The 23128-nt window shown below is 41.8% G+C and carries 21 protein-coding genes; 18 read left to right on the top strand and 3 right to left on the bottom strand.

Translation table 11 applies throughout. From position 1 onward, the window contains the following. The first annotated feature begins 86 nt into the window (after positions 1-86). A complete protein-coding gene (gene glpK / locus E2I05_RS19645; protein ID WP_121852370.1) occupies positions 87-1574 on the top strand; it encodes a glycerol kinase GlpK in 1488 nt (495 codons plus the stop codon). 884 nt (positions 1575-2458) lie between these two features. Here glpK and E2I05_RS19640 read toward each other — a convergent pair. Continuing rightward, positions 2459-3211, bottom strand: a complete 753-nt coding sequence (locus E2I05_RS19640; RefSeq protein ID WP_165905596.1) for a PepSY domain-containing protein — start codon at positions 3209-3211, stop codon at positions 2459-2461. A 2-nt stretch (positions 3212-3213) separates the two neighbouring features. Further along, positions 3214-3924 (bottom strand): PepSY domain-containing protein, encoded by a 711-nt coding sequence (locus tag E2I05_RS19635; RefSeq protein WP_121855272.1) that lies wholly within the window; start codon positions 3922-3924, stop codon positions 3214-3216. A 305-nt stretch (positions 3925-4229) separates the two neighbouring features. Between E2I05_RS19635 and E2I05_RS19630 the strand changes: the two genes are divergently transcribed. From E2I05_RS19630 to lpxC, 17 genes are all read left to right on the top strand, one after another. Further along, positions 4230-5453, top strand: a complete 1224-nt coding sequence (locus E2I05_RS19630) for an IS4 family transposase (RefSeq protein ID WP_133309819.1) — start codon at positions 4230-4232, stop codon at positions 5451-5453. Beyond that, positions 5411-5596, top strand: coding sequence for a hypothetical protein (locus E2I05_RS19625; RefSeq protein ID WP_133309406.1), 186 nt, complete (start codon positions 5411-5413; stop codon positions 5594-5596). The genes E2I05_RS19630 and E2I05_RS19625 overlap by 43 nt, the downstream gene beginning before the upstream one ends. 154 nt (positions 5597-5750) lie before the next feature. Then, the gene (mraZ, locus tag E2I05_RS19620; RefSeq protein ID WP_121854094.1) at positions 5751-6209 is read left to right on the top strand and encodes a division/cell wall cluster transcriptional repressor MraZ; all 459 of its coding nucleotides are present in this window, start codon (positions 5751-5753) and stop codon (positions 6207-6209) included. 26 nt (positions 6210-6235) lie between these two features. Next, positions 6236-7177, top strand: a complete 942-nt coding sequence (gene rsmH / locus E2I05_RS19615) for a 16S rRNA (cytosine(1402)-N(4))-methyltransferase RsmH (RefSeq protein ID WP_121854095.1) — start codon at positions 6236-6238, stop codon at positions 7175-7177. A 10-nt stretch (positions 7178-7187) separates the two neighbouring features. After that, the gene (ftsL, locus tag E2I05_RS19610; RefSeq protein ID WP_121854096.1) at positions 7188-7502 is read left to right on the top strand and encodes a cell division protein FtsL; all 315 of its coding nucleotides are present in this window, start codon (positions 7188-7190) and stop codon (positions 7500-7502) included. After that, on the top strand, positions 7499-9235 hold the full coding sequence (locus E2I05_RS19605; RefSeq protein ID WP_121854097.1) for a penicillin-binding transpeptidase domain-containing protein: 1737 nt from the start codon (positions 7499-7501) through the stop codon (positions 9233-9235). Before ftsL ends, E2I05_RS19605 begins: the two co-directional genes overlap by 4 nt. Next, complete coding sequence (gene murE, locus E2I05_RS19600) at positions 9232-10719, top strand: UDP-N-acetylmuramoyl-L-alanyl-D-glutamate--2,6-diaminopimelate ligase (RefSeq protein WP_376707903.1); 1488 nt, start codon at positions 9232-9234, stop codon at positions 10717-10719. The genes E2I05_RS19605 and murE overlap by 4 nt, the downstream gene beginning before the upstream one ends. Further along, positions 10716-12083 (top strand): UDP-N-acetylmuramoyl-tripeptide--D-alanyl-D-alanine ligase, encoded by a 1368-nt coding sequence (locus tag E2I05_RS19595; protein ID WP_121854099.1) that lies wholly within the window; start codon positions 10716-10718, stop codon positions 12081-12083. The genes murE and E2I05_RS19595 overlap by 4 nt, the downstream gene beginning before the upstream one ends. Further along, positions 12083-13165 (top strand): phospho-N-acetylmuramoyl-pentapeptide-transferase, encoded by a 1083-nt coding sequence (gene mraY, locus E2I05_RS19590; protein WP_121854100.1) that lies wholly within the window; start codon positions 12083-12085, stop codon positions 13163-13165. Before E2I05_RS19595 ends, mraY begins: the two co-directional genes overlap by 1 nt. A gap of 3 nt (positions 13166-13168) precedes the next feature. Then, positions 13169-14488 carry a UDP-N-acetylmuramoyl-L-alanine--D-glutamate ligase gene (gene murD, locus E2I05_RS19585; protein WP_121854101.1) on the top strand — a complete coding sequence of 440 codons (1320 nt, stop codon included), beginning with the start codon at positions 13169-13171 and terminating at the stop codon, positions 14486-14488. Next, a complete protein-coding gene (gene ftsW, locus E2I05_RS19580; protein ID WP_121854102.1) occupies positions 14478-15695 on the top strand; it encodes a cell division protein FtsW in 1218 nt (405 codons plus the stop codon). Before murD ends, ftsW begins: the two co-directional genes overlap by 11 nt. Continuing rightward, the gene (murG, locus tag E2I05_RS19575; RefSeq protein ID WP_121854103.1) at positions 15692-16792 is read left to right on the top strand and encodes an undecaprenyldiphospho-muramoylpentapeptide beta-N-acetylglucosaminyltransferase; all 1101 of its coding nucleotides are present in this window, start codon (positions 15692-15694) and stop codon (positions 16790-16792) included. The genes ftsW and murG overlap by 4 nt, the downstream gene beginning before the upstream one ends. 1 nt (position 16793) lies before the next feature. Further along, positions 16794-18248 (top strand): UDP-N-acetylmuramate--L-alanine ligase, encoded by a 1455-nt coding sequence (murC, locus tag E2I05_RS19570; RefSeq protein ID WP_121854104.1) that lies wholly within the window; start codon positions 16794-16796, stop codon positions 18246-18248. Between the two features lie 97 nt (positions 18249-18345). After that, positions 18346-19110, top strand: a complete 765-nt coding sequence (locus tag E2I05_RS19565; RefSeq protein ID WP_243641097.1) for a cell division protein FtsQ/DivIB — start codon at positions 18346-18348, stop codon at positions 19108-19110. Between the two features lie 3 nt (positions 19111-19113). Continuing rightward, entirely contained in the window at positions 19114-20349 is a 1236-nt protein-coding gene (gene ftsA, locus E2I05_RS19560; RefSeq protein WP_121854105.1) for a cell division protein FtsA, read from the top strand. A 31-nt stretch (positions 20350-20380) separates the two neighbouring features. Further along, the gene (ftsZ, locus tag E2I05_RS19555; protein ID WP_121854106.1) at positions 20381-21574 is read left to right on the top strand and encodes a cell division protein FtsZ; all 1194 of its coding nucleotides are present in this window, start codon (positions 20381-20383) and stop codon (positions 21572-21574) included. 167 nt (positions 21575-21741) lie between these two features. Next, positions 21742-22665, top strand: coding sequence for a UDP-3-O-acyl-N-acetylglucosamine deacetylase (gene lpxC, locus E2I05_RS19550; RefSeq protein ID WP_121854107.1), 924 nt, complete (start codon positions 21742-21744; stop codon positions 22663-22665). Here the strand turns inward: lpxC and E2I05_RS19545 are convergent. Then, entirely contained in the window at positions 22662-23123 is a 462-nt protein-coding gene (locus E2I05_RS19545; RefSeq protein ID WP_121854108.1) for a DUF721 domain-containing protein, read from the bottom strand. The genes lpxC and E2I05_RS19545 overlap by 4 nt on opposite strands. Positions 23124-23128: the final 5 nt, after the last annotated feature.

Genomic DNA, 23128 nt, shown 5'->3' with positions numbered 1-23128 from the left:
TACTACTTGAGTTGACTATCTTTTGGGATATCGCTGATTTTCTGATAGTTTTAACTTATTCATGATCATAAAAAATGGATGACTTGGTGACGAAGAAATATGTCGTAGCTCTAGATCAAGGCACTACAAGTTCAAGAGCCATAGTGTTTGATCATAACGCTAAAATGGTTGCTCAGTCTCAACGCGAGTTTAAACAAATATACCCTAAAGCTGGGTGGGTTGAACATGATCCGATGGAAATATGGTCATCGCAAAGTTCGGCGTTAGCTGAGGTGATTGCACGAGCAAATATTCCCAAAGATCAAGTCGCGGCTATAGGGATCACCAATCAACGAGAAACGACTATTGTATGGGATAAACTAACAGGTGAACCCGTATACAATGCGATTGTGTGGCAGTGTAGGCGCAGTAACAATATTTGCGAGGCCTTAAAACAACAAGGACACGAAACAGAAATCACTCGAAAGACCGGGTTGGTGTTAGATCCCTATTTTTCAGCCTCGAAAATTCGTTGGATCTTAGATCATATCGATGATGGACAACAAAGAGCCGAACGAGGGGAGTTACTGTTTGGCAGCGTTGATTCATGGTTAATCTGGAAACTAACCGAAGAAAATGTGCATTGTACCGATCCAACCAATGCCGCTCGTACCATGCTCTATAACATTCATACGTTAGCTTGGGATACCGAATTACTGACGTTATTTAATATCCCCATTAACATGCTGCCAGAAGTCAAAGGTTCAAGTTCAATCTTTGGTTATAGCCGAATTATCGGGGAAGGCGCCAATGTGCCTATCGCTGGAGTCGCAGGCGATCAACAATCGGCTTTATTCGGACAGTTATGTGTAAAGCCAGGCCAAGCAAAAAATACTTATGGAACAGGTTGTTTCTTATTGCTTAACACTGGAGACAACATCGTTACATCAAGTCATGGGCTGTTGACGACCATTGCCATTGGCGGTGAAGGGGAGGTGACTTATGCACTAGAAGGTTCTGTTTTCATGGGAGGAGCAACCATACAGTGGCTGCGCGATGAGCTGGGTCTTATTCGTCATGCCAAAGATACCGAATATTTTGCGACACAAGTTGAAAATACTAACAATGTTTATTTAATACCAGCGTTTGTTGGATTAGGTGCTCCATATTGGGATGCTGATGCTCGAGGTGCAATTGTTGGATTAACACGAGGGGTAAATCGTAACCACATTATTCGAGCTGCGTTAGAATCCATCGCTTATCAAACCAAAGATTTACTTGATGCCATGGAAAAAGACAGTGGTGTTGAACTGTCTGAATTAAATGTTGATGGAGGTGCGGTAATTAATGACTTTCTCATGCAGTTTCAAGCTGATATCGCTAATATCAAGGTGATCAGAAGTTGTGTTGAAGAAACAACGGCATTGGGTGCCGCATTTCTTGCAGGTTTAACCGTAGGCTTTTGGTCTTCGATTGAAGAGTTAAAACATAAAACCCAAGCTGAAAAGCATTTTATTCCAGATATGAATGATAATGAACGACAATCGCTTGGCCAAGGTTGGCAACAGGCCGTATCTAGAACTCGTACCAATTAAGAGTTGCTTCTTATTTAGGGATGTCGCAGTTCAAATAATACCAATTTAAATTTCAACGCTTAATTTGTCATACCTGCGAACGCAGGTATCCAGCGACTTGTGCCCAAATTAACCAAAGACTCTGGACTCCTGCGTTCGCAGGAGTGACGATAAAATTGGTATACATTCTTCCGCCACGTCCCTTAAGACTGGATATTTGTGCTTATCTGTTCAGCACTCACCTGATGGGTGACTTCGGGTTGTTTAATTTTATATTTAACTTCAATAGATTAAAGTTAAATTGTGCGTTCAACCGATTTATCTAGGTTCAAGATGTGAACAGTGACATTTAACGTACTAGGGTCTGTTGATCTTCCAGGATTAAATTTTGTGCTATTTGAGCATTTATCTGTTCAACCTAGAAACATCAGTTGACTGCGTTCTTAAGCGTAGAAAAAATGGCTGATAGTAAGGCGTAGCTTGCAGCAAGTAGTTATTCTACTTGCAAAAGTTACAACGCAGATAGCAGTCATTTTAGCAAGCTTGTGAGCGTAGAGCACTTCACTCATTGGGTGAAAGCCATGATGATAAAATCATCGTATTGCTCAAACAGTTACTCGTATACTCAGCGTTCAACTGATGTCTTTAGGTTCAAGGCGTGAGCAGTGATGCTTAGCCATCTAAGTGAGCTGATCACAACACAGAACAGTGAATGCTCAAAAGCATCGAAGATAGCGTAAATTGGTCGCTCTTTCTAAATAAAAGGTGCTGCATTATCGTTTTCTTATTTGGAAACGAAGTAACGACAGTTTTGTATGTCGATAATAACCAAACCTCACAAACTCTGCCTTGCATGAAATAACCAATTTATCGCTGCAAAAACAATCACGAAAGATCAACAGACCCTAACAAACTCGTTGAAATTTTAGCTTCAACTTGCGATACAAGATGACCGTACCGGAAATCGCCAATAAAAGTGTTAACACTGCAACCACCCGAATAAACCAATGGTTGAAGGCCAAGCCATTATCGTGATCAAAATCGAAAAAATGAAATGCAAATAAAATATCTTTTACATCCGATTGCTGATTTAAATGGGCAAGTACTTTTGCCGTGTTTCCATTAAGATAAATACGAGTTTTTAGTCTATCGTTAACCTGAACCAGATAATGATTATGGTGCGTTGAACCTTCATTTCTAAATCGACTAAAATGCTCTGGCAATAATTCTGGGGTAGAAAAAGTGACTTTATTACTATTGTTGTCATCATTTTCTTTATATCGGTAAGAAGCCTTTGCTAACTCTAATAGTTGTTGTTGAGTCAATTCAATGGGTAACAAGGTATCAGCCCATAAATATTGAGTGTCAGTAAGTGATATTTTTTTAGATTTGATGATCAGAATAGAACGTCCCAATGATTGTGAAAGCCTTATCTTAGATATTGAGTGTTGGGGACGTTTTACGTTCAATTGGCTCAATGTCTGCTGAAGGTTGAAATTACAGGGTAGCTTGGTTTCGACTATAGGGGTGATTTGAAAATGTGTTCTTCCACTTAATGCATTGTCGCTGAATAAATTAAAAGCTAGTCCACTCAATAGCCAAGATAAAAAAGGCAGACCGACAATAAGCGTTAAATAGCGATGGAGTTTACGCCACATTGTCATTTCCTCTTGATTGTTTTGAGACTAAAAAACGAATGTCTTAGCCATGGATAAATTAACAACAACCCTAATAGTGACATGAACAATGTAAAGATGCTGGTTGCGGTAAGCCAAGGTGTGTGAATATTTTCACCTTGCCAATAATCCATAATGTGTAGTCGCCATAAAAAATCAAAAACGCGCCAAAAATCATGACGTTTAATTACTAATTGATGGGTTTCCTCATTGAAGTAAAAGGTAGTATTTGCTGTGTCATTAAAAGTAACTTGCCAAATGGGTGCGTGACGGGCACTTATTTCGGAAGGAGCTTGCTCAAGTAATTGGATGTTTTTAATTGATGCTTTTTCCGCATAGTGGGCATGAGCTAGGGCTGAAATATCTTCTGCTGTTAACCTCGGTAACACTTTACCGTCAATAATACTTACGTTAATGATTTGTTGGCCAGTGTTAAACTGAATCTGTGGCGGTTGGGTGGTTAAGTTTAATTGTACATCTGTAGCTTCAGGATAATCAGTAAAAACCTGTTGAAAACCATAACCAATATGTTTCGGTGTTAGTTCGATAGGCGACAGAGGTTTAGTTAAATGTTGCCCGCGAATAAAATGGATGTCTGTGAGTACCATATAAGCACCAGATAAGCTCCAAATCAGCACTTGAGCTCCAATTAAAATAGATAACCACCAGTGCCAACGTCGAGTATTCTTCCACATAAAATATGATGCTCAATACAAATAAAACCTAACTCTCAATTCGATATAGGGTATTTAACTTATATCGAAATGCTCTGATTTAGATCAGCAAAAGGTGATCAATAGATTAAATTAAACAAATTTGAATCTTATTGTCTATGAAATAAATACATTAATCTTAATCTGTTAACAGCCTTAAATATAAGCTCTAACCCCCAGTAAATAGTCTATAACCCAATGGCACTAACTTAAGATTTAGCTGAAGGTTTACTAATTGAACAATAGAGAGTAAATCATACAGATTAAGGTTTTTCTAGTGTCACGCCATGAATACTACAACTCGCCAATTCTTCAATGATGCCCCAGAATTGTTACGTCGCTTTGCTCAAACGGAAGAAGATGAACTTTCTTCAATTCTCACTCTGCAAGATTTAGAAGATTTTCAAAAAGATAATACTCAAAGAGTACGCAAGTATCCCGCCTGCCACACACTTTCGCTTTTCATGAAGCAAGTTGCCAGTGAAAACAAGTCTTGTCGTTGCACACTAATCAGTGACGCTAGAGATCAAATTGCTATAGGTCGAGAGAAAAACAGCATAATTACAGGTCCCTACTGCAAAGCAAGAAAACGGTTATCTCCAGAGTCAATTAAATCGCTATTGAAGAAATCAGGAAAAAACTTAGATGAAGCGATTCAAGGGAAATACTTATGGCATGGCCGTAGAGTGCTATTAACTGACGGCTCAACACTATCTATGCCTGATACGCACGAGAACCAAGCCCAATTCCCTCAACCTAAATCACAAAAAGAAGGGCTGGGCTTTCCTCAGCTGCGGATTTTAGTGTTAATTTCTTTGGGTAGCGGTGCAGTCATTGACTCGGCTGTTTCACCTTGTAAAGGGAAAGGTACTGGCGAGCAGGCACTATTAAGAAGTATGCAGTCAGACTTGAAACAAGGTGACATTGTGCTGGGAGATGCTAATTTCGAAAACTACTTTGTTCTTGTAGGACTAATGGGGTTAGGCGTTGATGCTGTTTTCGAAAAAAACGGAGCCAGAAATGTCGATTTCAGAACCTGTGAAGAAAAGCTGGGTAAGCGAGATGGTTTATTTAAGCTAATTCGTCCATCCTGTCCAGAATGGATGACCCCAGAGGATTACGCTCAAGTGCCAGAAGAGCTTATCGTCAGAATGGTAGGAACAAAGAAACGTATCATTGTTACCACGCTCACGGATAAAGAAGTCTATCCGAAGCAAGATATTATTGATTTATACGTTTCACGATGGCATATCGAGTTGGATTTTAGGTCAATCAAGACCATGATGAAAATGGATATTTTAAGGTGTGGTAGTCCAGATATGGTGCGTAAGGAAATTGATGTTCATTTGTTAGTTTACAACATGATAAGGGCACTTATGTGCCGAGCGGCAGAAAAAAAGGAATATCGCCTAGAGAGGCAAGTTTTAAAGCCGCACATGACGCATTACAAGATTTTCAGATATTACTTTTGCAAGCCACCGAAGGGATCATTGACACTTTATTGGATGTGATAGCAGATATTATCGGCGAGCATATCGTTGGCAATCGCCCAGGGAGAAAAGAACCGAGAGCAAAGAAAAGGCGACCGAAACCGACACCAAGGTTACAACATTCAAGAAAGCAAGCACGTAGGCTTAAGGTATATCAGAAGTAATTCTTAAGTTAGTGCCATTGGTCTATAACCCGCTTTGTGGCGGGATTCTTAAAAGTGAACATTGCTTGACATTTATTGTCAACTGTCCCTAAACTTAGCTAATGTGGGAAAATGTGGGTAATTGTGGAACATTTGCTGACAAGGATGGTAAACAGTGTTTTCAGGCGCCAGTGGGATTAACTTAGACAGTAAAGGTCGGATCGCGATGCCAACGCGATACCGAGAGTTACTGCGCGTTGAATCTTCTGGAAAATTAGTCATTACCGTTGATATACAATCTTCCTGCTTATTGATATATCCCATTCATGAATGGCAACACATTGAAACTAAGTTGCTATCACTGTCTGATACTCAGCCGACAGAGCGCGCATTAAAACGATTATTACTTGGTTATGCTCACGAATGTGAGTTAGACAATAATGGTCGTTTACTGCTGCCATTAAGCCTGAGAAAATATGCTGGGCTCGAAAAGCATACCATGCTAGTGGGTCAATTAAATAAATTTGAATTGTGGGATGCTGACGAGTGGCAACGTCTCATAGAAGAAAGCAAACAAGCCATATCAAGTGAAGCCTTAGCCAATAATGAAAGATTGGCTAACTTTTCGCTGTAGGTGATAGCAACTAAAAGAAGAGCTGTATGAGTGAAAATTATGCCCATTTGTCCGTCCTACTGAATGAAACCGTAGGCGGATTAAATATTAAACCTGACGGCATCTATATTGATGGCACGTTTGGACGTGGAGGGCATTCACGGATCGTGCTTTCTCAATTGGGTTCTCATGGTCGTTTAATTGCTATTGATCGTGATCCTCAAGCTATTGAAGCAGCAAAGCAATTTTCAGATGATGCAAAGTTTTGCATTGTTCATGGTGGATTTGGTCAATTGGAACAGTATGTTCATGAATTAAATCTAGTCGGTAAAATAGATGGTGTTTTGTTAGATCTTGGTGTTTCTTCACCCCAGTTGGATGATGCAGAACGGGGCTTTAGTTTTTTGCGTGATGGTCCACTTGATATGCGGATGGATAATAGCCAAGGCCAAACAGCGGCAGAGTGGATAGCGCGAGCCGAAATTGAAGATATGGCATGGGTATTTAAAACCTATGGTGAAGAAAAAAATTCACGTCACATTGCACGATGTATCGCGGCGGATCGAGAAAAGACTCCGTTTTTACGTACGAAAGACCTAGCAGATTTGATTTTTCGGATCACAAAGAAAAAAGAGAAGCATAAACATCCAGCCACTCGGGTGTTTCAGGCCATTAGAATATATATAAATAGTGAGTTAGAGCAAATTGAACAAGCACTTCAAGGTGCGATGAATGTGTTAGCGCCTGAAGGACGACTATCAGTGATCAGTTTCCATTCATTAGAAGATCGTATCGTAAAGCGTTTCATCAGGCGTCACAGTCAAGCCGCCGAAGCGCCATTTGGTTTGCCAGTTACGGAAGCCGAATTAAATAAAAACCGAAAGTTAAAAGCGGTTGGCAAAGCACAAAAACCGTCAGACATCGAAGTCGAACACAACCCTAGAGCTCGCAGCTCGGTACTACGAGTCGCGCAACGGCTGAGTTATTAGGGAGTTGTAGGTGACAAAAGGACAGTTGAGCTTACCAAGCATTATTATTCAAGATTTATGGAATCATAAGTGGTTGATAGTAATGGCTGTAATTGTGGTTTTGAACGCTGTGGTTGTCGTGTATACCAGCCATGCAAGCCGTAAGTTAACCAGTGAATGGGATCAACTACTGCAACAAAGAGATCGATTAGATATTGAGTGGCGAAATTTGTTGTTAGAAGAACAAGCGCAAACTGAGCACAGTCGAATTATTCGCATTGCGACAAAAGAGTTGGATATGAAAAGGCCGTTACCGAACGAGGAAAAGGTGGTGAAAATACCATGACGAAACAAGCGAAGCAGAAACATAAACCACAATCATTTCAATGGCGTGTATACACGCTGTTAGGGTTTGTGTTTTTGATGTTTGTTAGCTTGATTGGCCGTGCAGCTTATATCCAAATTATTGAACCTGAAAAGCTGCGACACGAAAGCGACATGAGGACGTTACGTACTACTAGTCATGATGTACACCGAGGCTTAATCAGTGATCGTAATGGTGAAATGCTTGCGGTAAGTGTTCCTGTGCGTGCAGTGTGGGCGGATCCTAAAATCGTTCACGATAGAAACGGTTTTAAAGATCAGCGTCGCTGGCAAGCTTTAGCTGATGTTTTGCAAATGCCCATTGATACATTATTAAAACGTATTAAAGATAAGCCAACAAAGCGTTTTACTTACATTAAACGGCAGGTCGCTCCCGCGGTGGCTGACTATATCAAGCAGTTAAAATTACCGGGTATTTATTTAAAAGCTGAGTCTCGTCGATATTACCCCGCAGGGGAAACTAATGCTCAATTGATAGGCATTACCAATATTGATGACGTTGGTATTGAAGGAATTGAACGGGGTTATGATGAATGGCTAACTGGTACACCATCTAAACAAAAAGTTCGAAAATCACGAGATGGACATGTTGTAGAACGATTAGGAGTAGTGCAAGAAGGTGAAAGCCCGAATGATCTCGTATTGAGCATTGATCAACGAATTCAAGCACTGGCTTATCGAGAGTTGAAGCTTGCCACTGAGTATAATCAAGCGACTTCAGGTTCGGTTGTTGTACTTGACGTTCACACGGGCGAAGTACTCGCTATGGTAAATACACCATCTTATAACCCTAATTCCAGAGAAGGGATGCAAAGTCATCGAATGCGTAATCGGGCCTTGACCGATACTTATGAACCTGGCTCTACCATAAAACCCTTTGTAGTCGCAGCGGCTTTAGAAGCTGGGGTTGTGAAAATAGATGAAATCGTGCCAACGTCACCGGGCTGGATGCGTATTGGTGGTCGACAAGTTCGAGATCCCATTAATTATGGCGATATGTCATTAGCTAAAATTTTGGTTAAGTCGAGCAATATGGGTGTCAGTAAGTTGTCATTAAGAATGCCTGTACAGCAGTTACTTGGCACCTATCAGTCGATGGGATTGGGGAATTATTCAGGTATTAACCTTATCGGCGAGAGTGCAGGGTTAATCCATGATCGTCACCGCTGGTCTGATTTTGAACGTGCAACACTGTCCTTTGGCTACGGACTGACGGCTACCCCTCTTCAGCTTGCACGTATGTACGCTACTCTAGGCAGCGGTGGCGTATTGTATCCGGTATCGGTATTGAAATTGAAACAGCAACCTAAAGGCGAACAAGTGCTCGATCCACAAGTGGCCGATAATGTGATGAAAATGCTGGTTGGAGTAACAGAGAAGGGCGGAACAGCCAAGAAAGCGCATATTGATGGATACCCAGTGGCTGGTAAGACTGGAACTAGCCGGATTGCTGTTGCTGGTGGATATGGTGACGATTACGTTGCACTTTTTGCTGGCATCGCGCCAGTAAACAATCCAAGACTGGCTATTTCAGTCGTAATAAACGATCCCAAAACTGACAGTTATTACGGTGGTGATGCCGCAGGACCTGTATTTGCAAAAGTTATGTCTGGCGCGCTGCAAATGTTGAATGTTGAGCCAATCAGTTCAACCGAGCAATCGCGTTTAGCCGCCTACTCAAGAGGAGTGAAATAATGAAAATTGCCGATTTTCTCGCTCCGTGGTTTGACGATTTATCAGATAATGAGCTCTGTAAAACGCATTTCGAACACTTGGTATTAGATAGCCGAAAAGTACAACAAGAAGATATCTTTGTGGCGATTCCAGGACATCAAGTTGATGGCCGAAGATTCATTAACCAAGCTATTGAGCGTGGCGCTGTGCTTTGTTTAGCGCACACCAATGAAATGAAACAACACGGCCTAATAGAGCAGGCGGAAAAAAGTAAAATACTTTATTTCTACCAGCTTGCAGAGCAGCTGTCGACGATCGCTTGTCATCGTTATCCAGTAGATAATAACGCTTTGAAGATAATTGCTGTGACAGGTACTAATGGAAAAACGACGGTATCACAGCTCATCGCGCAACTAGCGCGGCTAACAGGCATAAACTCTGCTGTGATGGGAACCTTAGGAAACGGCCTTTGGGGGCAGTTACAAGATACTGGAAATACCACAGCAGACGCGATTACAGTCGCAAAGCAGTTGCATGAATTACAGCAACAAGGGGTGCGGTTGTGTGTGATGGAAGTGTCAAGTCATGCATTGATCCAACATCGTGTAGCGGCTATTTCTTTTTCAAGTGCAATTATGACAAATTTGAGCCGTGATCATTTGGACTATCATGGCGACATGGCATCTTATGCGGCCGCAAAAAAGCAACTGTTTCAGTTTCCATCTTTATCGCATCAAGTATTCAATTTAGATGATGATACGGCTCAGCAATGGTTTGTTGAGATGAGCTCAGACATTGGGGTTGGTTTTAGCGTTGAGCAACAAAATGGGGCTACATTTGCAACTAGGAATGAGCAGTTTCACCCTCAAGGTATGACAGCCGATTTTTCATGGCCAGATGGTCATGGAAAAATAGAATCATCTTTACTTGGGCATTTTAATTTATCCAATTTAGTGGCGGCCATTACGGTTATGGCATTGGAAGGCTTTGATGTCCATCAGTTGCTGGAAAATGTGCCAAAGCTTGAAGCTGTACCAGGGAGGATGGAGTGTTACCACACTAAAAACAGAGCCTCTGTTGTCGTAGATTATGCTCATACTCCTGACGCACTTGCCAAAGCATTAGATGCCATTAGATTGCACTGTGACAACCAATTATGGTGTCTATTTGGCTGTGGTGGTGATAGAGATAAAGGAAAACGCGCCCTAATGGCAAAAACTGCAGAGCAAAAGTCGGACAATGTTGTCATAACCAGTGATAATCCAAGAACTGAATCACCGCAACAAATTATCGCCGATATCCTTACTGGCATTAACCGTCTAAATACTGTTTCTGTAGAAGCTGACCGAGTGACGGCGATTAAACAGTCTTTCGCACAAATTCAGGCTGGTGATGTGTTATTACTTGCTGGAAAAGGTCATGAAACCTACCAAGAAATTAATGGCGTTAAGCATCACTATGATGAGCGTGCTTTGGTTACTGAACTCGTGAGGGCTCAGCCATGATTAGCTTGTTATTATCCGACATTGCGAAGCATCTTAATGCGGAGTTGATTGGTGCGAATGCTTCTATTGAAAGCGTCAGTACTGATAGTCGCAACATTGGTCGCAAAGGGCTGTTTATTGCGTTAATCGGAGAGAGATATGATGCACACGATTTTGTACCAACAGCAATTGAAAATGGTGTAGCGGCAGTAATCACATCAAAGAAGCAGGACATATCGGTGCCGCAATTGTTAGTTTCGGATACGCGTGTCGCATTAGGTTCATTAGGAGAATTAGTCCGAAAGCGTGTAACTCCAATATCGATAGCGATCACGGGTTCGAATGGAAAAACCAGCGTAAAAGAAATGGTTTCCGCTATTTTATCGCAACAGCATCAAGTGCTTTCTACAGCAGGAAATTTCAATAACGACATTGGGTTACCATTAACTTTATTAAGACTAGAGACTCAACATGATTTTGGTGTGTTCGAACTTGGTGCCAATCATCAAGGTGAGATCGATTACACCTCCAACTTGGTGCAACCACAAGTAGCACTAGTAAACAATATTGGTCAGGCACACATTGAAGGCTTCGGAAGTCTAGAAGGCGTAGCTGCTGCAAAATCTGAAATTTATCGCCACCTACAGCCTAAAGGTGTAGGAGTATATAATGCGGATGATGCCTTTGCAGAACAGCTCAAACGGGCCTGCTATCCACACAGTTGTCTAAGTTTTGGTATCCAGCTAACAGCAGATGTTACCGCTCAAAACCTTACTGAAGATGAACTTGGGCAATATTCATTTAAACTGCGTTACCAAGATAAACACACTGATATTAAGTTATCACTAAATGGACTGCATCAAGTGTACAACGCACTTGCAGCCGCTTCGATTTGTCTTGCGTTGGATATCGATATTGGCGTCATAGCCTCTGGTTTGCAATCGGTTAAGCCCGTTGCTGGAAGGATGGAGCCAAGACAACTTGGGCGTGTACTCTTAATTGATGACAGTTATAATGCCAACCCTTCATCAGTGAACGCTGCGATTGATTGGCTTTCAAGGCGTCATGGTAACAATATCTTAGTGTTAGGAGATCTCGCTGAATTAGGCACAGAAGGACATGCAATGCATCAATCCTTGGGTGTCTATGCAAAAAATAATAACGTTCAGCAAGTCTTCACTAAAGGCCAGGTTAGCCAACTGACCTCTTCGGCTTTTGGTGGTACACATTTTCAAAATTTAGACGCTCTAGTATTGGCGTTAATTAATGAGATTAATCAGCATCACGGACCAGTGAATATGCTGGTTAAAGGTTCGCGTAGTGCCGCAATGGAACATGTAGTACAAGCATTGAGTAACGCCTATGAGCGTGAGGAGTGGAGTTAATGCTGGTTTACCTAGCGGAATATTTGACCGAGTTTTATTCGGGTTTTAACGTATTTTCTTACGTCACTTTTAGAGCGATTTTAGGTCTCGTGACGGCACTGTTATTTAGCTTATGGCTTGGGCCTAAGTTAATAGAGCGATTGCAGTTGATGCAAATTGGACAGGTAGTTCGCAATGATGGTCCTGAATCTCACTTTAGTAAACGTGGCACGCCAACAATGGGTGGATTATTGATCCTATTTGGGATTTTTGCCAGTGTATTATTATGGGGTGACTTAAGCAGCCGTTACGTTTGGGTAGTGTTGTTTGTTCTGTTTAGTTTCGGGGCAATAGGCTTCTTAGATGACTATCGTAAAGTGGTCAGAAAAGATCCAAAAGGTCTGATTGCTAGATGGAAATATATCTTTCAATCCATTGCCGCAATGATTGTTGCTGTGTATTTGTATTGGTCATCCACCCATGTCGGAGAAACTCAACTTGTCTTGCCCTTCTTTAAAGATATTATGCCTCAACTTGGCGGATTCTTTATTGTGCTGGCTTATTTCACTGTTGTTGGTTCTAGTAATGCAGTGAATTTGACGGATGGTTTAGATGGCTTGGCGATAATGCCTACCGTGATGGTTGCAGGCGCGTTTGGCTTGATTTCATATTTATCTGGTCATGTCCAGTTTGCCAATTACTTGCATATTCCATATTTACCCGGTGCGAGTGAACTGGTTATTGTCTGTACCGCAATGGTTGGCGCAGGGTTGGGTTTTTTGTGGTTCAATACCTATCCTGCTCAAGTCTTTATGGGTGATGTTGGCTCTTTATCATTGGGTGCGGCCCTTGGTGCTATTGCTGTTTTAGTCAGGCAAGAAATTCTATTAGTGATCATGGGCGGTGTTTTTGTAATGGAAACCGTGTCTGTCATCTTACAGGTTGGATCTTATAAATTACGTGGCCAACGTATTTTTAAAATGGCTCCTATTCACCATCATTATGAATTGAAAGGCTGGCCTGAGCCACGAGTCATTGTACGTTTTTGGATTATCTCTTTGTTTCTTGTCATGTTAGGTCTTGCGACCTTAAAGTTGAGGTAAGGTATGCAGGAAGCTTATACGCACATCGTTTTAGGATTAGGAGTCACTGGGCTCTCTGTTGTGCGCTATTTTAGTCGACAAGGTATTCGCCCGCTAGTTATGGACAGCCGTCCTAAGCCCGCAGGTGCTGATGTGTTGGCTGAAGAGTTTCCTGATATTACTCTCATTTGTGGTTCATTTGATGTTCGATATTTGGTGCAAGCTCAGCAAATTATTATCAGCCCTGGAATTGCATTAAATACCGCAGAAGTAAAAGCCGCAGCAGATATTGGCATTGAAATCATTGGTGATGTCGAATTATTTGCAAGAGAGCTAATTAATCAGCCGCCTAAAGTTATTGGAATAACAGGCTCTAATGGGAAATCGACGGTGACAACACTGGTCGGTGAAATGGCGAAACAAGCAGGGTTGAAGGTAAGTGTTGGCGGTAATATTGGTATACCAGTATTAGACTTACTGCACAATGATGTTGGTTTATACGTGTTAGAGCTCAGCAGTTTTCAACTTGAAACTACGGCTAGCTTAAAATGTGTTGCATCGACGTGTTTGAACGTCACAGCTGATCATATGGATAGATACGAGAGCTTGCAAGCCTATCGTCGGGCAAAACTTCGTTTGTATGATCAAAGTAAATTAGTCGTTATTAATCGTGAAGATGAATTGACCCAACCTTTACAACCTAAAAATCAAATTAGCTTTGGGCTTAATGTACCTGAATCAGACGATTGGGGCATACGAAACGGTGCATTTGTTCATGGTAATAGTACTTTGCTTTCAGTAAATGAAGCGGCGGCGGTAGGCTTGCATAACCAAGCTAACATACTGGCAGCCATGGCGTTAGCAGACGCTGCGGGCATTAAAACTGAAGCGATGAATGAGGTTGTAAAAATGTTCATGGGACTTCCTCATCGGTGTGAAAAAGTCGCTGAGAAGAACGGTATTACTTATATCAATGATTCTAAAGCGACTAATGTCGGAGCTACATTAGCAGCAATCAATGGACTAAGAGAACAGTTAGGCGAGATTATTTTGATTGCAGGTGGTGATGCTAAAGGCGCTGATCTGTCTCCCCTTATCGCTGGGTTAGAGTTTGTCAAAAAGGTGATTGTTTTTGGTAAAGATGCTCAGCAGTTAGCTAAGTTAAAAGATGACACGATTCGAGTTGAAAATATGGCACAAGCGGTAACAATTTCGGCTAAAGAAGCTGAAACGGGTGACATTGTCTTGCTATCGCCTGCATGTGCCAGTCTCGATATGTACAAAAGTTTTGCCGAACGTGGTGATGATTTTAAGCTGCAAGTGGAGGCGCTACATGGCTTCTGAAGAAAAGCAGCTTAATTTATTCGGCTCAGGGCTTAAATGGACGTGGCCAAAATGGAGTATTGATTATGATCGCCCTGGCAGTCAGTTATATGATCGCAAGTTATTGTTGGCGATTATTTCATTAATATCTCTCGGTTTCGTGATGGTAATGTCTGCCTCGATGCCTGAAGGAGAGAGTTTAAAGGGCAATCAGTTTCATTTTGTGCTGCGGCACTTAAGAAATCTAGTGGGTTGCATATTGATAGCCGCCGTTGTGCTTAGAATTGAATTGCATTGGTGGCAAAAGTTCAGTCCAGTGATGTTGCTTGCCGTACTATTTGGTTTGATTGCAGTATTGATAGTAGGCACCACAGTAAATGGGGCAACCCGATGGCTGAATATTGGCCCAATTAGAATTCAAGTTGCAGAAGTTGCAAAATTTGCCTTCTGTGTTTATCTCGCAGGCTATCTTGTTCGTCGCCATCAAGAAGTGCGTGAACGAATGTTTGGTTTCTTAAAGCCAATTATTGTATTGATTATTTTTGCAGGCTTACTGCTCATGCAACCTGATTTAGGTTCAGTTGTAGTGCTATTTGTTATTACTGTTGGCTTATTGTGGTTGGCCGGGGCAAGGCTGGTCGATTTTTTCTTAATGATGTTGTTCGGCACAGTATTGTTTGTTTTTTTGGTGGCAACAGCAGAATACCGAATGCGCCGGGTCACTTCTTTCTTGAATCCTTGGGATGATCCCTTCGGCAGTGGTTATCAATTAACTCAGTCGTTGATGGCCTACGGTCGAGGTGACTGGTCTGGCCAAGGACTGGGCAATAGTATTCAGAAATTGGAATATTTACCTGAAGCGCATACGGACTTTATCTTCGCCGTTATAGGAGAAGAGTTAGGGTTTATCGGTATTCTAGTCATATTAGCGGTGTTGTTTTGGCTAGCATACAGAGCGATAATATTAGGCAGCCTTTGCTTACAAAAGGATAAAGCATTTGATGGTTATTTGGCTTATGCCATAGGTATCTGGATTTGTTTTCAAACCGTAGTAAATGTCGGCGCAAGTATTGGAATGCTACCAACGAAAGGATTAACGCTCCCGTTTATTAGTTATGGCGGAAGTAGTTTATGGATTATGACTGCGGCCGCTATGTTGTTGATCAGGATTGATCATGAAAGACGATTAGATCTCACTCAGGCAGTACAGCGACGGGGTAAACCATGAGTGAAAACGGCTCAATGAAAAAAAGAATATTAATTATGGCTGGAGGTACTGGAGGGCATGTATTTCCAGCATTAGCCGTTGCAAAATATTTAGCAAACCAAGGATGGGAAATTCTTTGGTTAGGTACAGCTGAGCGGATGGAAGCGAAAGTGGTGCCACAGCATGGCTTTAATATCGAGTTTATCGATATTAAAGGGGTAAGAGGGAATGGTTTATTAAGAATGTTAGCAGCCCCTTTTAAAGTACTTCGCTCAATCGTACAAGCTCGAAGGGTAATTAAACACTTTCGACCAGATGTTGTGCTTGGAATGGGAGGTTTTGCAAGCGGCCCAGGTGGCGTGGCGGCTAAGTTATCGAGTATACCTTTAGTGCTGCACGAGCAAAATGCTGTACCCGGCATGACCAATAAATTGTTGTCAAATATTGCTAACCGAGTATTGTGCGCTTTTAAAGATACATTTACAGGAAAAGTTCAAGCTGAGGTAGTTGGAAATCCGATCAGACAAGAACTTGTAGCTCTTAGACACCAAGAAGTGGAAAGCCGCGATGATGCGCTGAAAATTTTAGTGGTTGGCGGTAGCCTTGGAGCAAAGGTATTTAATGATTTAATGCCTAAAGTTACGGCTAACTTGGGGCAATTTCATCCCATTACAGTTTGGCATCAAGTGGGTCGCAATAATAAAGAATCAATCGAAAATGATTACCAGAGCAATGGACAGTTAGAAACAGTTAAAGTTGCTGAATTTATTGACGATATGGAAGCCGCTTACGGCTGGGCAGACGTTGTACTATGTCGAGCTGGTGCGTTGACCGTGTCTGAGTTAGCAACGATTGGAAAAGCCAGCATATTAGTGCCCTATCCTCATGCCGTGGATGATCATCAAACACTCAACGCGAAAGTGCTTGTTGAAGCCGGTGGAGCGTTTTTACTGCCTCAACCCATTGTTAATGTTGAGAGCTTAGTAAATAAGTTAAATATGCTAGCAAATGACAGACAAGAATTAATTAAAATGGGACAGAAAGCAAAGCAGGTAGCAATATTAGACTCGACTATACGAGTAGCTAACGTTTGCGCTGCGTTAACGGTGAAAAAATAATATGACTAAGTCAGAAAAGCACGCACAATTACGAAGTCAAATCCCTGAAATGCGTCGGATTAAACGCATTCATTTTGTTGGGATAGGTGGTGCTGGAATGGGTGGTATTGCTGAAGTGTTATTAAACGAAGGTTATGCTATCAGCGGTTCAGATATTGCGACTAATAATGTAACAGAAAGACTCAAAGCTTTTGGTGCAATCATTGCTATTGGGCATCGTGAGGAAAATATTACTGGTGTTGATGTCGTTGTCGTCTCAACGGCTATTTCGTCAGATAATCCTGAGTTGATATCAGCAAAAACACAACGCATACCGGTTGTGCGCCGTGCTGAAATGTTAGCTGAACTCATGCGTTACCGACATGGCATTGCTGTCGCTGGAACCCATGGAAAAACCACTACGACCAGCTTAATTGCGAGTGTTTACGGCGAGGCTGGAAATGATCCGACTTTTGTCATTGGTGGTTTATTGAATAGTGCAGGAACAAATGCACGTTTAGGCAGCAGTCGGTATTTGATTGCTGAAGCTGATGAAAGTGATGCCAGTTTTTTGCATTTACAACCTATGATTGCGGTGATCACCAATATTGAAGCCGATCACATGGATACCTATGGTGGTGACTTTGAAAATTTAAAAACAGCATTTATCGACTTTCTACATAACCTCCCTTTTTACGGTGTGGCTGTTGTTTGTATCGATGATCCTATTGTGCGAGAGCTGCTCCCTAAGATCAGTCGTAAAGTCGTCACTTATGGGTTCAGTGATGACGCGGATGTACAAGCTAAAAACTTTAGCCAAGTGGGTACAATTACTCGCTTTACTGTACATCGAGAAGGAAAAGCTGATTTGCCTGTCGAGCTGAACATGCCAGGTAAACATAATGTTCAGAACGCACTTGCCGCCATTGCCGTTGCATCGGAAGATGAAATAAGTGATGCACCTATTGTAGAAGCATTATCAGAATTCCAAGGAATTGGTCGTCGCTTTCAACATTTAGGCGAGTTTGATACGGCGAAGGGAAATATCCTGTTGGTGGATGATTACGGTCATCATCCTAGTGAAGTTGCTGTGACGATACAAGCTGCGAGATTGGCTTTCCCCGAAAAACGTTTAGTAATGGCTTATCAACCACATCGATTTTCGCGAACACGTGACTTATTTGAAGATTTTGCCGAGGTATTATCTCAAGTTGATTGTTTGTTGCTTTTAGAAGTGTATTCCGCCGGCGAGCAAGCAATTCCTGGTGCAGATGGTCGGGCTTTATGTAGAGCGATTCGTCAACGAGGAAAAATTGAGCCTATTTTCATTGCGGATAAAACACAGCTGATAGAACTGTTACCGGATGTATTAAAAGAAAATGACTTACTGTTAACGCAAGGTGCAGGAACCATAGGTGCCGTTGCGAAACAATTGGTTGCTACTGAGTTAGGTTTCTTAAACCGTATTGAGAATTAATACTGTAAAAACTCAGTATTTATTAATGAGATATGGCATCCTATAAAGGGAACTTTGATCATATTGAACAACAAATAGAGTAGGAGTTTGTATCACTGTGTTTTTGAAAATAAAAAATGCTATTTCTCAGCGAAAAAAACACCAAATAAATTGGTATTTTTGCTGTGGCTTAGTGTTTTTATTGTCAGTGATTATAGGCTTGAGTGCTGCGGGCTGGAAGTTGAATCGTATCGTAAATGATGCGAAAGAGTTGCCAATAGAAGCGGTGGTGATCAAAGGCGAAAGAAAATACACCAGTGATCTTGAAATACAGCTCGCTTTACAGGGGCTATTGAAAAGCAGTTTTTTTAGTGCTGATGTTTCCGAAATTCAAAAAACGTTAGAGACGTTGCCTTGGGTTTATCGAGCTTCAGTACAAAGAGAATGGCCAGCAAAGTTAAAAGTATTTATTAAAGAACAAGACGTTGCGGCACACTGGAACGGAAACTCGTGGTTAAATCGTCATGGAGATGTGTTTGAAGCAGTACTTTCGGATGAATCACTGAAGCTTCCATCGTTGTCAGGTCCTGAAGGTATGGCTAAAAATATTTTAACGACGTATGAGCAGTTAGCAGAATTATTAAAAATTAACGGGTTGAGTTTAAATCAACTAAGTTTAACTCCGCGACATGCATGGAATTTGTTACTTGATAATGGTATTCAATTGGACTTAGGGCGTGAAGATAAAATAAGCCGAGTCCAACGCTTTATAGATGTATACCCTTATTTAAAGGAGCAAGATAAGGCCATAGCAAGAATTGATTTACGATACGATACTGGTTTAGCCGTGGGTTGGGCCCAAACGCAAAGTGAGAGTCGATAACTGATGACCAAGAACCAAGATAGAAATCTGATTGTTGGATTGGACATAGGAACAGCAAAAGTCGCCGTGATAATAGGTGAAGTATTACCTGATGGCGAAATTACGGTCGTAGGTCTTGGTAACCACCCCTCCAGAGGTATGGATAAAGGCGGGGTGAATGATTTAGATTCGATTGTTCGAAGCTTGCAGCGTGCATTAGATCAAGCAGAGCTGATGGCCGATTGTCAGGTTACATCTGTTTATTTGAGCATCTCAGGAAAGCACATCGCCTGCCAAAACGAGAATGGTATGGTGTCAATTGATGACGATGAAGTCACTCAAGAAGATGTGGATAATGTTATACACACAGCTCGCTCAGTTAAGATACCGACGGAACGCCGAATTTTACATGTATTACCACAAGAGTATGCTATCGACGTACAGGAAGGCATTAAAAGCCCGATGGGAATGTCAGGTATGCGGATGGAAGCAAAAGTACATATTGTGACCTGTGCCAACGATATGGCGAAAAATATCACAAAAAGTGTTGAGCGTTGTGGCTTAAAAGTGGATGATCTAGTTTTCTCTGGTATTGCTTCAGCTGATGCGACACTCACAAATGATGAAAAAGATTTAGGCGCGTGCCTTGTGGATATTGGTGGCGGTACGACAGATATTGCTATCTACACGAATGGTGCATTGCGCCATTGTGCGGTGATACCTGTTGCGGGTAATCAAGTCACAAATGATATCGCAAAGATATTCAGAACCCCTTTATCGCATGCTGAACAAATAAAAGTACAGTTTGCAAATGCAAGAAGTGCAGCGGTCAGTCGTGAAGAAAATATTGAAGTGCCATCAGTCGGTGGCCGGCCATCGCGGTCAATGTCGAGGCACACTTTGGCAGAGGTCGTCGAGCCAAGGTATCAAGAAATGTTTGAATTGATACTACAAGAGCTGCGTGACAGCGGTTATGAAGAACAAATAGCGGCGGGAATAGTACTGACTGGCGGTACGGCCTCAATTGAAGGCGTCGTTGATGTTGCAGAAGCTACATTCGGAATGCCAGTTAGAGTCTCAGGCCCACTCGAAGTAAAAGGCCTATACGATTATGTCAGCGAACCACTTTACTCAACAGGTATCGGCTTGTTGCATTATGGTGCAAGACGCATCATGGACAGTGAATTTGAGCGTCCGGAACGTCAAGGCGTAACCGATGCTCTGAGCCGGATCAAAAGTTGGTTCAAAGGTGAATTTTAGTTTTTAATGCAGGCAATATGGAGTTCAAACTATGTTTGAGATCATGGACACTCACTCAGATGAAGCGGTGATTAAAGTCATCGGTGTTGGCGGCGGAGGTGGTAATGCTGTCGAACACATGGTGAAGCACAATATCGAAGGGGTAGAGTTTGTAGCGACGAATACTGACGCTCAAGCTCTGCGTAAATCTTCTGCTGGCTCTACAATTCAGTTAGGGCGTGATGTGACTAAAGGGCTGGGAGCAGGTGCAAATCCTGAAGTCGGTCGTTTAGCCGCTGAGGAAGATAAAGAAAGCATTCGTTCAGCGATAAAAGGTTGCGATATGATTTTTATTGCAGCTGGAATGGGGGGCGGTACTGGAACAGGTGCAGCACCTGTCGTCGCGCAAATTGCTAAAGAAGAAGGTATTTTAACGGTAGCGGTTGTGACAAAACCTTTTCCTTTTGAAGGGAAAAAGAGAATGACATTTGCCGAGCAAGGTATTGAAGAACTTGGTAAAAACGTTGATTCATTGATCACGATCCCGAATGAGAAGTTATTAAAAGTATTAGGCCGAGGCACATCGTTATTGGATGCCTTCGCGGCTGCGAATAATGTGTTACTTGGTGCCGTGCAAGGTATTGCAGAATTGATTACCCGCCCTGGTTTGATCAATGTCGACTTTGCGGACGTCAAAACGGTAATGTCTGAAATGGGCAATGCCATGATGGGAACAGGTATTGCGAGTGGTGAAGATAGAGCAGAAGAAGCAGCAGAAGCTGCGGTTGCCAGTCCTTTACTCGAAGATATTGATCTTGCTGGTGCTCGAGGTGTGTTAGTGAACATCACTGCCGGAATGGACATGAGTATCGAAGAGTTTGAAACGGTTGGTAATCATGTTAAAGCTTACGCTTCTGATAACGCAACGGTTGTAGTTGGTGCGGTTATCGATCCTGAAATGAGTAATGAACTTAGAGTAACGGTTGTTGCAACAGGAATTGGTGCAGAAAAAAAGCCTGATATCACATTAGTGAGTAAACCAACTCCTAGAGCAGAAGCTGCTCCGGAAGTGTTATCGGTATCTAGAGCATCTGAAAAAGTATCAGTGGCGGAGCCGAGTCCTGATATGGCAACTACAACGGCTGGAAATGTCGTTCAAGTTGGCGTTGGTCAAGCGAGTCCGGCCCAAAAAAATGACATAGATTATTTAGATATTCCGGCGTTTTTACGCAAACAAGCTGACTAAAGTATGCGTGTAAAAGTATGATTTTGATCTGCTTTGTACAATGTAATATCGGTGGTTTTTTGTTTCACCGTAAAAATATGTTAGCATATCCGACCAGCCAAGCTTGCCTGCGGTTTGTTTTTGGTCGGAAAAATTTTAATTTAAAAAAATTAGGTACTGGTAACTGAATGATTTTTCAAAGAACTATTCAAAAAATGGTGAAAACTACTGGAGTGGGCTTACACTCGGGTAATAAGGTCACATTGGCAATTAAACCAGCACCAGTTAATAGTGGTATTGTGTTTATTCGCACCGATCTTGAACCAACCGTTGCCATAACAGCTAAAGCTGAACAAGTTCGAGAAACCATGCTTTGCACCGTGTTAGCGAATGATGATGGCGTTAAAGTCGCAACTATTGAACACTTGTTCGCAGCGTTAGCCGGTTTAGGTATCGATAATGCCATCATTGAAGTCGATGCCCCTGAAATTCCCATTATGGACGGGAGCGCCAGTCCATTTGTATTTTTACTCCAGTCAGCGGGAGTCGCGCAACAGTCCTTGCCTAAGAAATATTTACGCATTAAGAAAACGATTAAAGTTGAAGACGGTGATAAATGGGCAATGCTGAAGCCGTATCAAGGTTTCAAAATTGACTTTAAAATTGATTTTTCACATCCAGAAATAGCTCGTAGCCAGCAACATATGATTATGGACTTTTCTACCGCTGGATTCATTAAAGATATTAGCCGTGCCAGAACATTTGGCTTTATGCGTGACATTGAGTATTTACGTGCTAACGATTTAGCATTAGGTGGCAGTATGGAAAATGCCATTGTTTTAGATGAATACAAAGTCTTAAACCCTGATGGTTTAAGGTATGATGATGAATTTTTGAAACATAAAATTCTTGATGCATTTGGCGATCTTTATGTTGCAGGTAATGCCATTGTTGGTGAGTTTTCAGCCTTTAAAACAGGTCATGCTTTAAATAATAAATTAGTCAGAGCATTACTCGCCGAGCAAGAAGCTTGGGAATTGATCAGTTATGAAAATGAGGCTGATGTCCCAGTGAGCTTTATGACAATGAATAATGCTGCGATAACGACCTAATCATCACTGAAATGCCTTTGACGGCTGGCTAATGCAGCCAGCCGTTTTAGTTTGTGGCCTAGGCTACCTTCTATATTTTCAGCCAAAGCTTCAATGTGTGAGGCCGCTGTATTACTAAGATGCGCATGATTTTGCTCGACATTTGAAGCGACCGCAAACATCCTTGGGTTGACTTTAACGTCAATACTAGAGAGCATTGGTAACGCTTCATTTTGAAGTTTAAGCAGTAATTGTGATTTTTGAAAGTTGAGTCTTGTAGCCCAAGATGCTGAAGAAACTTCAACAACCAATGTGCTTTCACGCAAGTTAGCGACTTTAATTTGCGTGATAATTGGACCATGCAGCTGCTGTTTAATGAGTTGGTCTAAACTTAATAATAATTCAGCTTTTTCCTTAAGCTCAGGAAGTTTGCCGGAAACGTTCAATAACTGACTGAGATCGTGAGGTAGCTTTTTCATATGAT

The organism is Parashewanella spongiae (assembly GCF_004358345.1).
In the GTDB taxonomy this organism is placed as follows: Bacteria; Pseudomonadota; Gammaproteobacteria; order Enterobacterales; family Shewanellaceae; genus Parashewanella; species Parashewanella spongiae.
This window is presented reverse-complemented; position numbering and strand designations above follow the sequence as displayed.

What these genes read in the sequence shown, in the direction of transcription:
- E2I05_RS19640 (WP_165905596.1), bottom strand. Translation starts at nt 3,211, where the DNA reads ATGTGGCGTAAACTCCATCGCTATTTAACGCTTATTGTCGGTCTGCCT.
- E2I05_RS19635 (WP_121855272.1), bottom strand. Translation starts at nt 3,924, where the DNA reads ATGTGGAAGAATACTCGACGTTGGCACTGGTGGTTATCTATTTTAATT.
- E2I05_RS19630 (WP_133309819.1), top strand. Translation starts at nt 4,230, where the DNA reads ATGAATACTACAACTCGCCAATTCTTCAATGATGCCCCAGAATTGTTA.
- rsmH (WP_121854095.1), top strand. Translation starts at nt 6,236, where the DNA reads ATGAGTGAAAATTATGCCCATTTGTCCGTCCTACTGAATGAAACCGTA.
- E2I05_RS19605 (WP_121854097.1), top strand. Translation starts at nt 7,499, where the DNA reads ATGACGAAACAAGCGAAGCAGAAACATAAACCACAATCATTTCAATGG.
- E2I05_RS19595 (WP_121854099.1), top strand. Translation starts at nt 10,716, where the DNA reads ATGATTAGCTTGTTATTATCCGACATTGCGAAGCATCTTAATGCGGAG.
- mraY (WP_121854100.1), top strand. Translation starts at nt 12,083, where the DNA reads ATGCTGGTTTACCTAGCGGAATATTTGACCGAGTTTTATTCGGGTTTT.
- murD (WP_121854101.1), top strand. Translation starts at nt 13,169, where the DNA reads ATGCAGGAAGCTTATACGCACATCGTTTTAGGATTAGGAGTCACTGGG.
- ftsW (WP_121854102.1), top strand. Translation starts at nt 14,478, where the DNA reads ATGGCTTCTGAAGAAAAGCAGCTTAATTTATTCGGCTCAGGGCTTAAA.
- murG (WP_121854103.1), top strand. Translation starts at nt 15,692, where the DNA reads ATGAGTGAAAACGGCTCAATGAAAAAAAGAATATTAATTATGGCTGGA.
- murC (WP_121854104.1), top strand. Translation starts at nt 16,794, where the DNA reads ATGACTAAGTCAGAAAAGCACGCACAATTACGAAGTCAAATCCCTGAA.
- ftsA (WP_121854105.1), top strand. Translation starts at nt 19,114, where the DNA reads ATGACCAAGAACCAAGATAGAAATCTGATTGTTGGATTGGACATAGGA.
- ftsZ (WP_121854106.1), top strand. Translation starts at nt 20,381, where the DNA reads ATGTTTGAGATCATGGACACTCACTCAGATGAAGCGGTGATTAAAGTC.
- lpxC (WP_121854107.1), top strand. Translation starts at nt 21,742, where the DNA reads ATGATTTTTCAAAGAACTATTCAAAAAATGGTGAAAACTACTGGAGTG.
- E2I05_RS19545 (WP_121854108.1), bottom strand. Translation starts at nt 23,123, where the DNA reads ATGAAAAAGCTACCTCACGATCTCAGTCAGTTATTGAACGTTTCCGGC.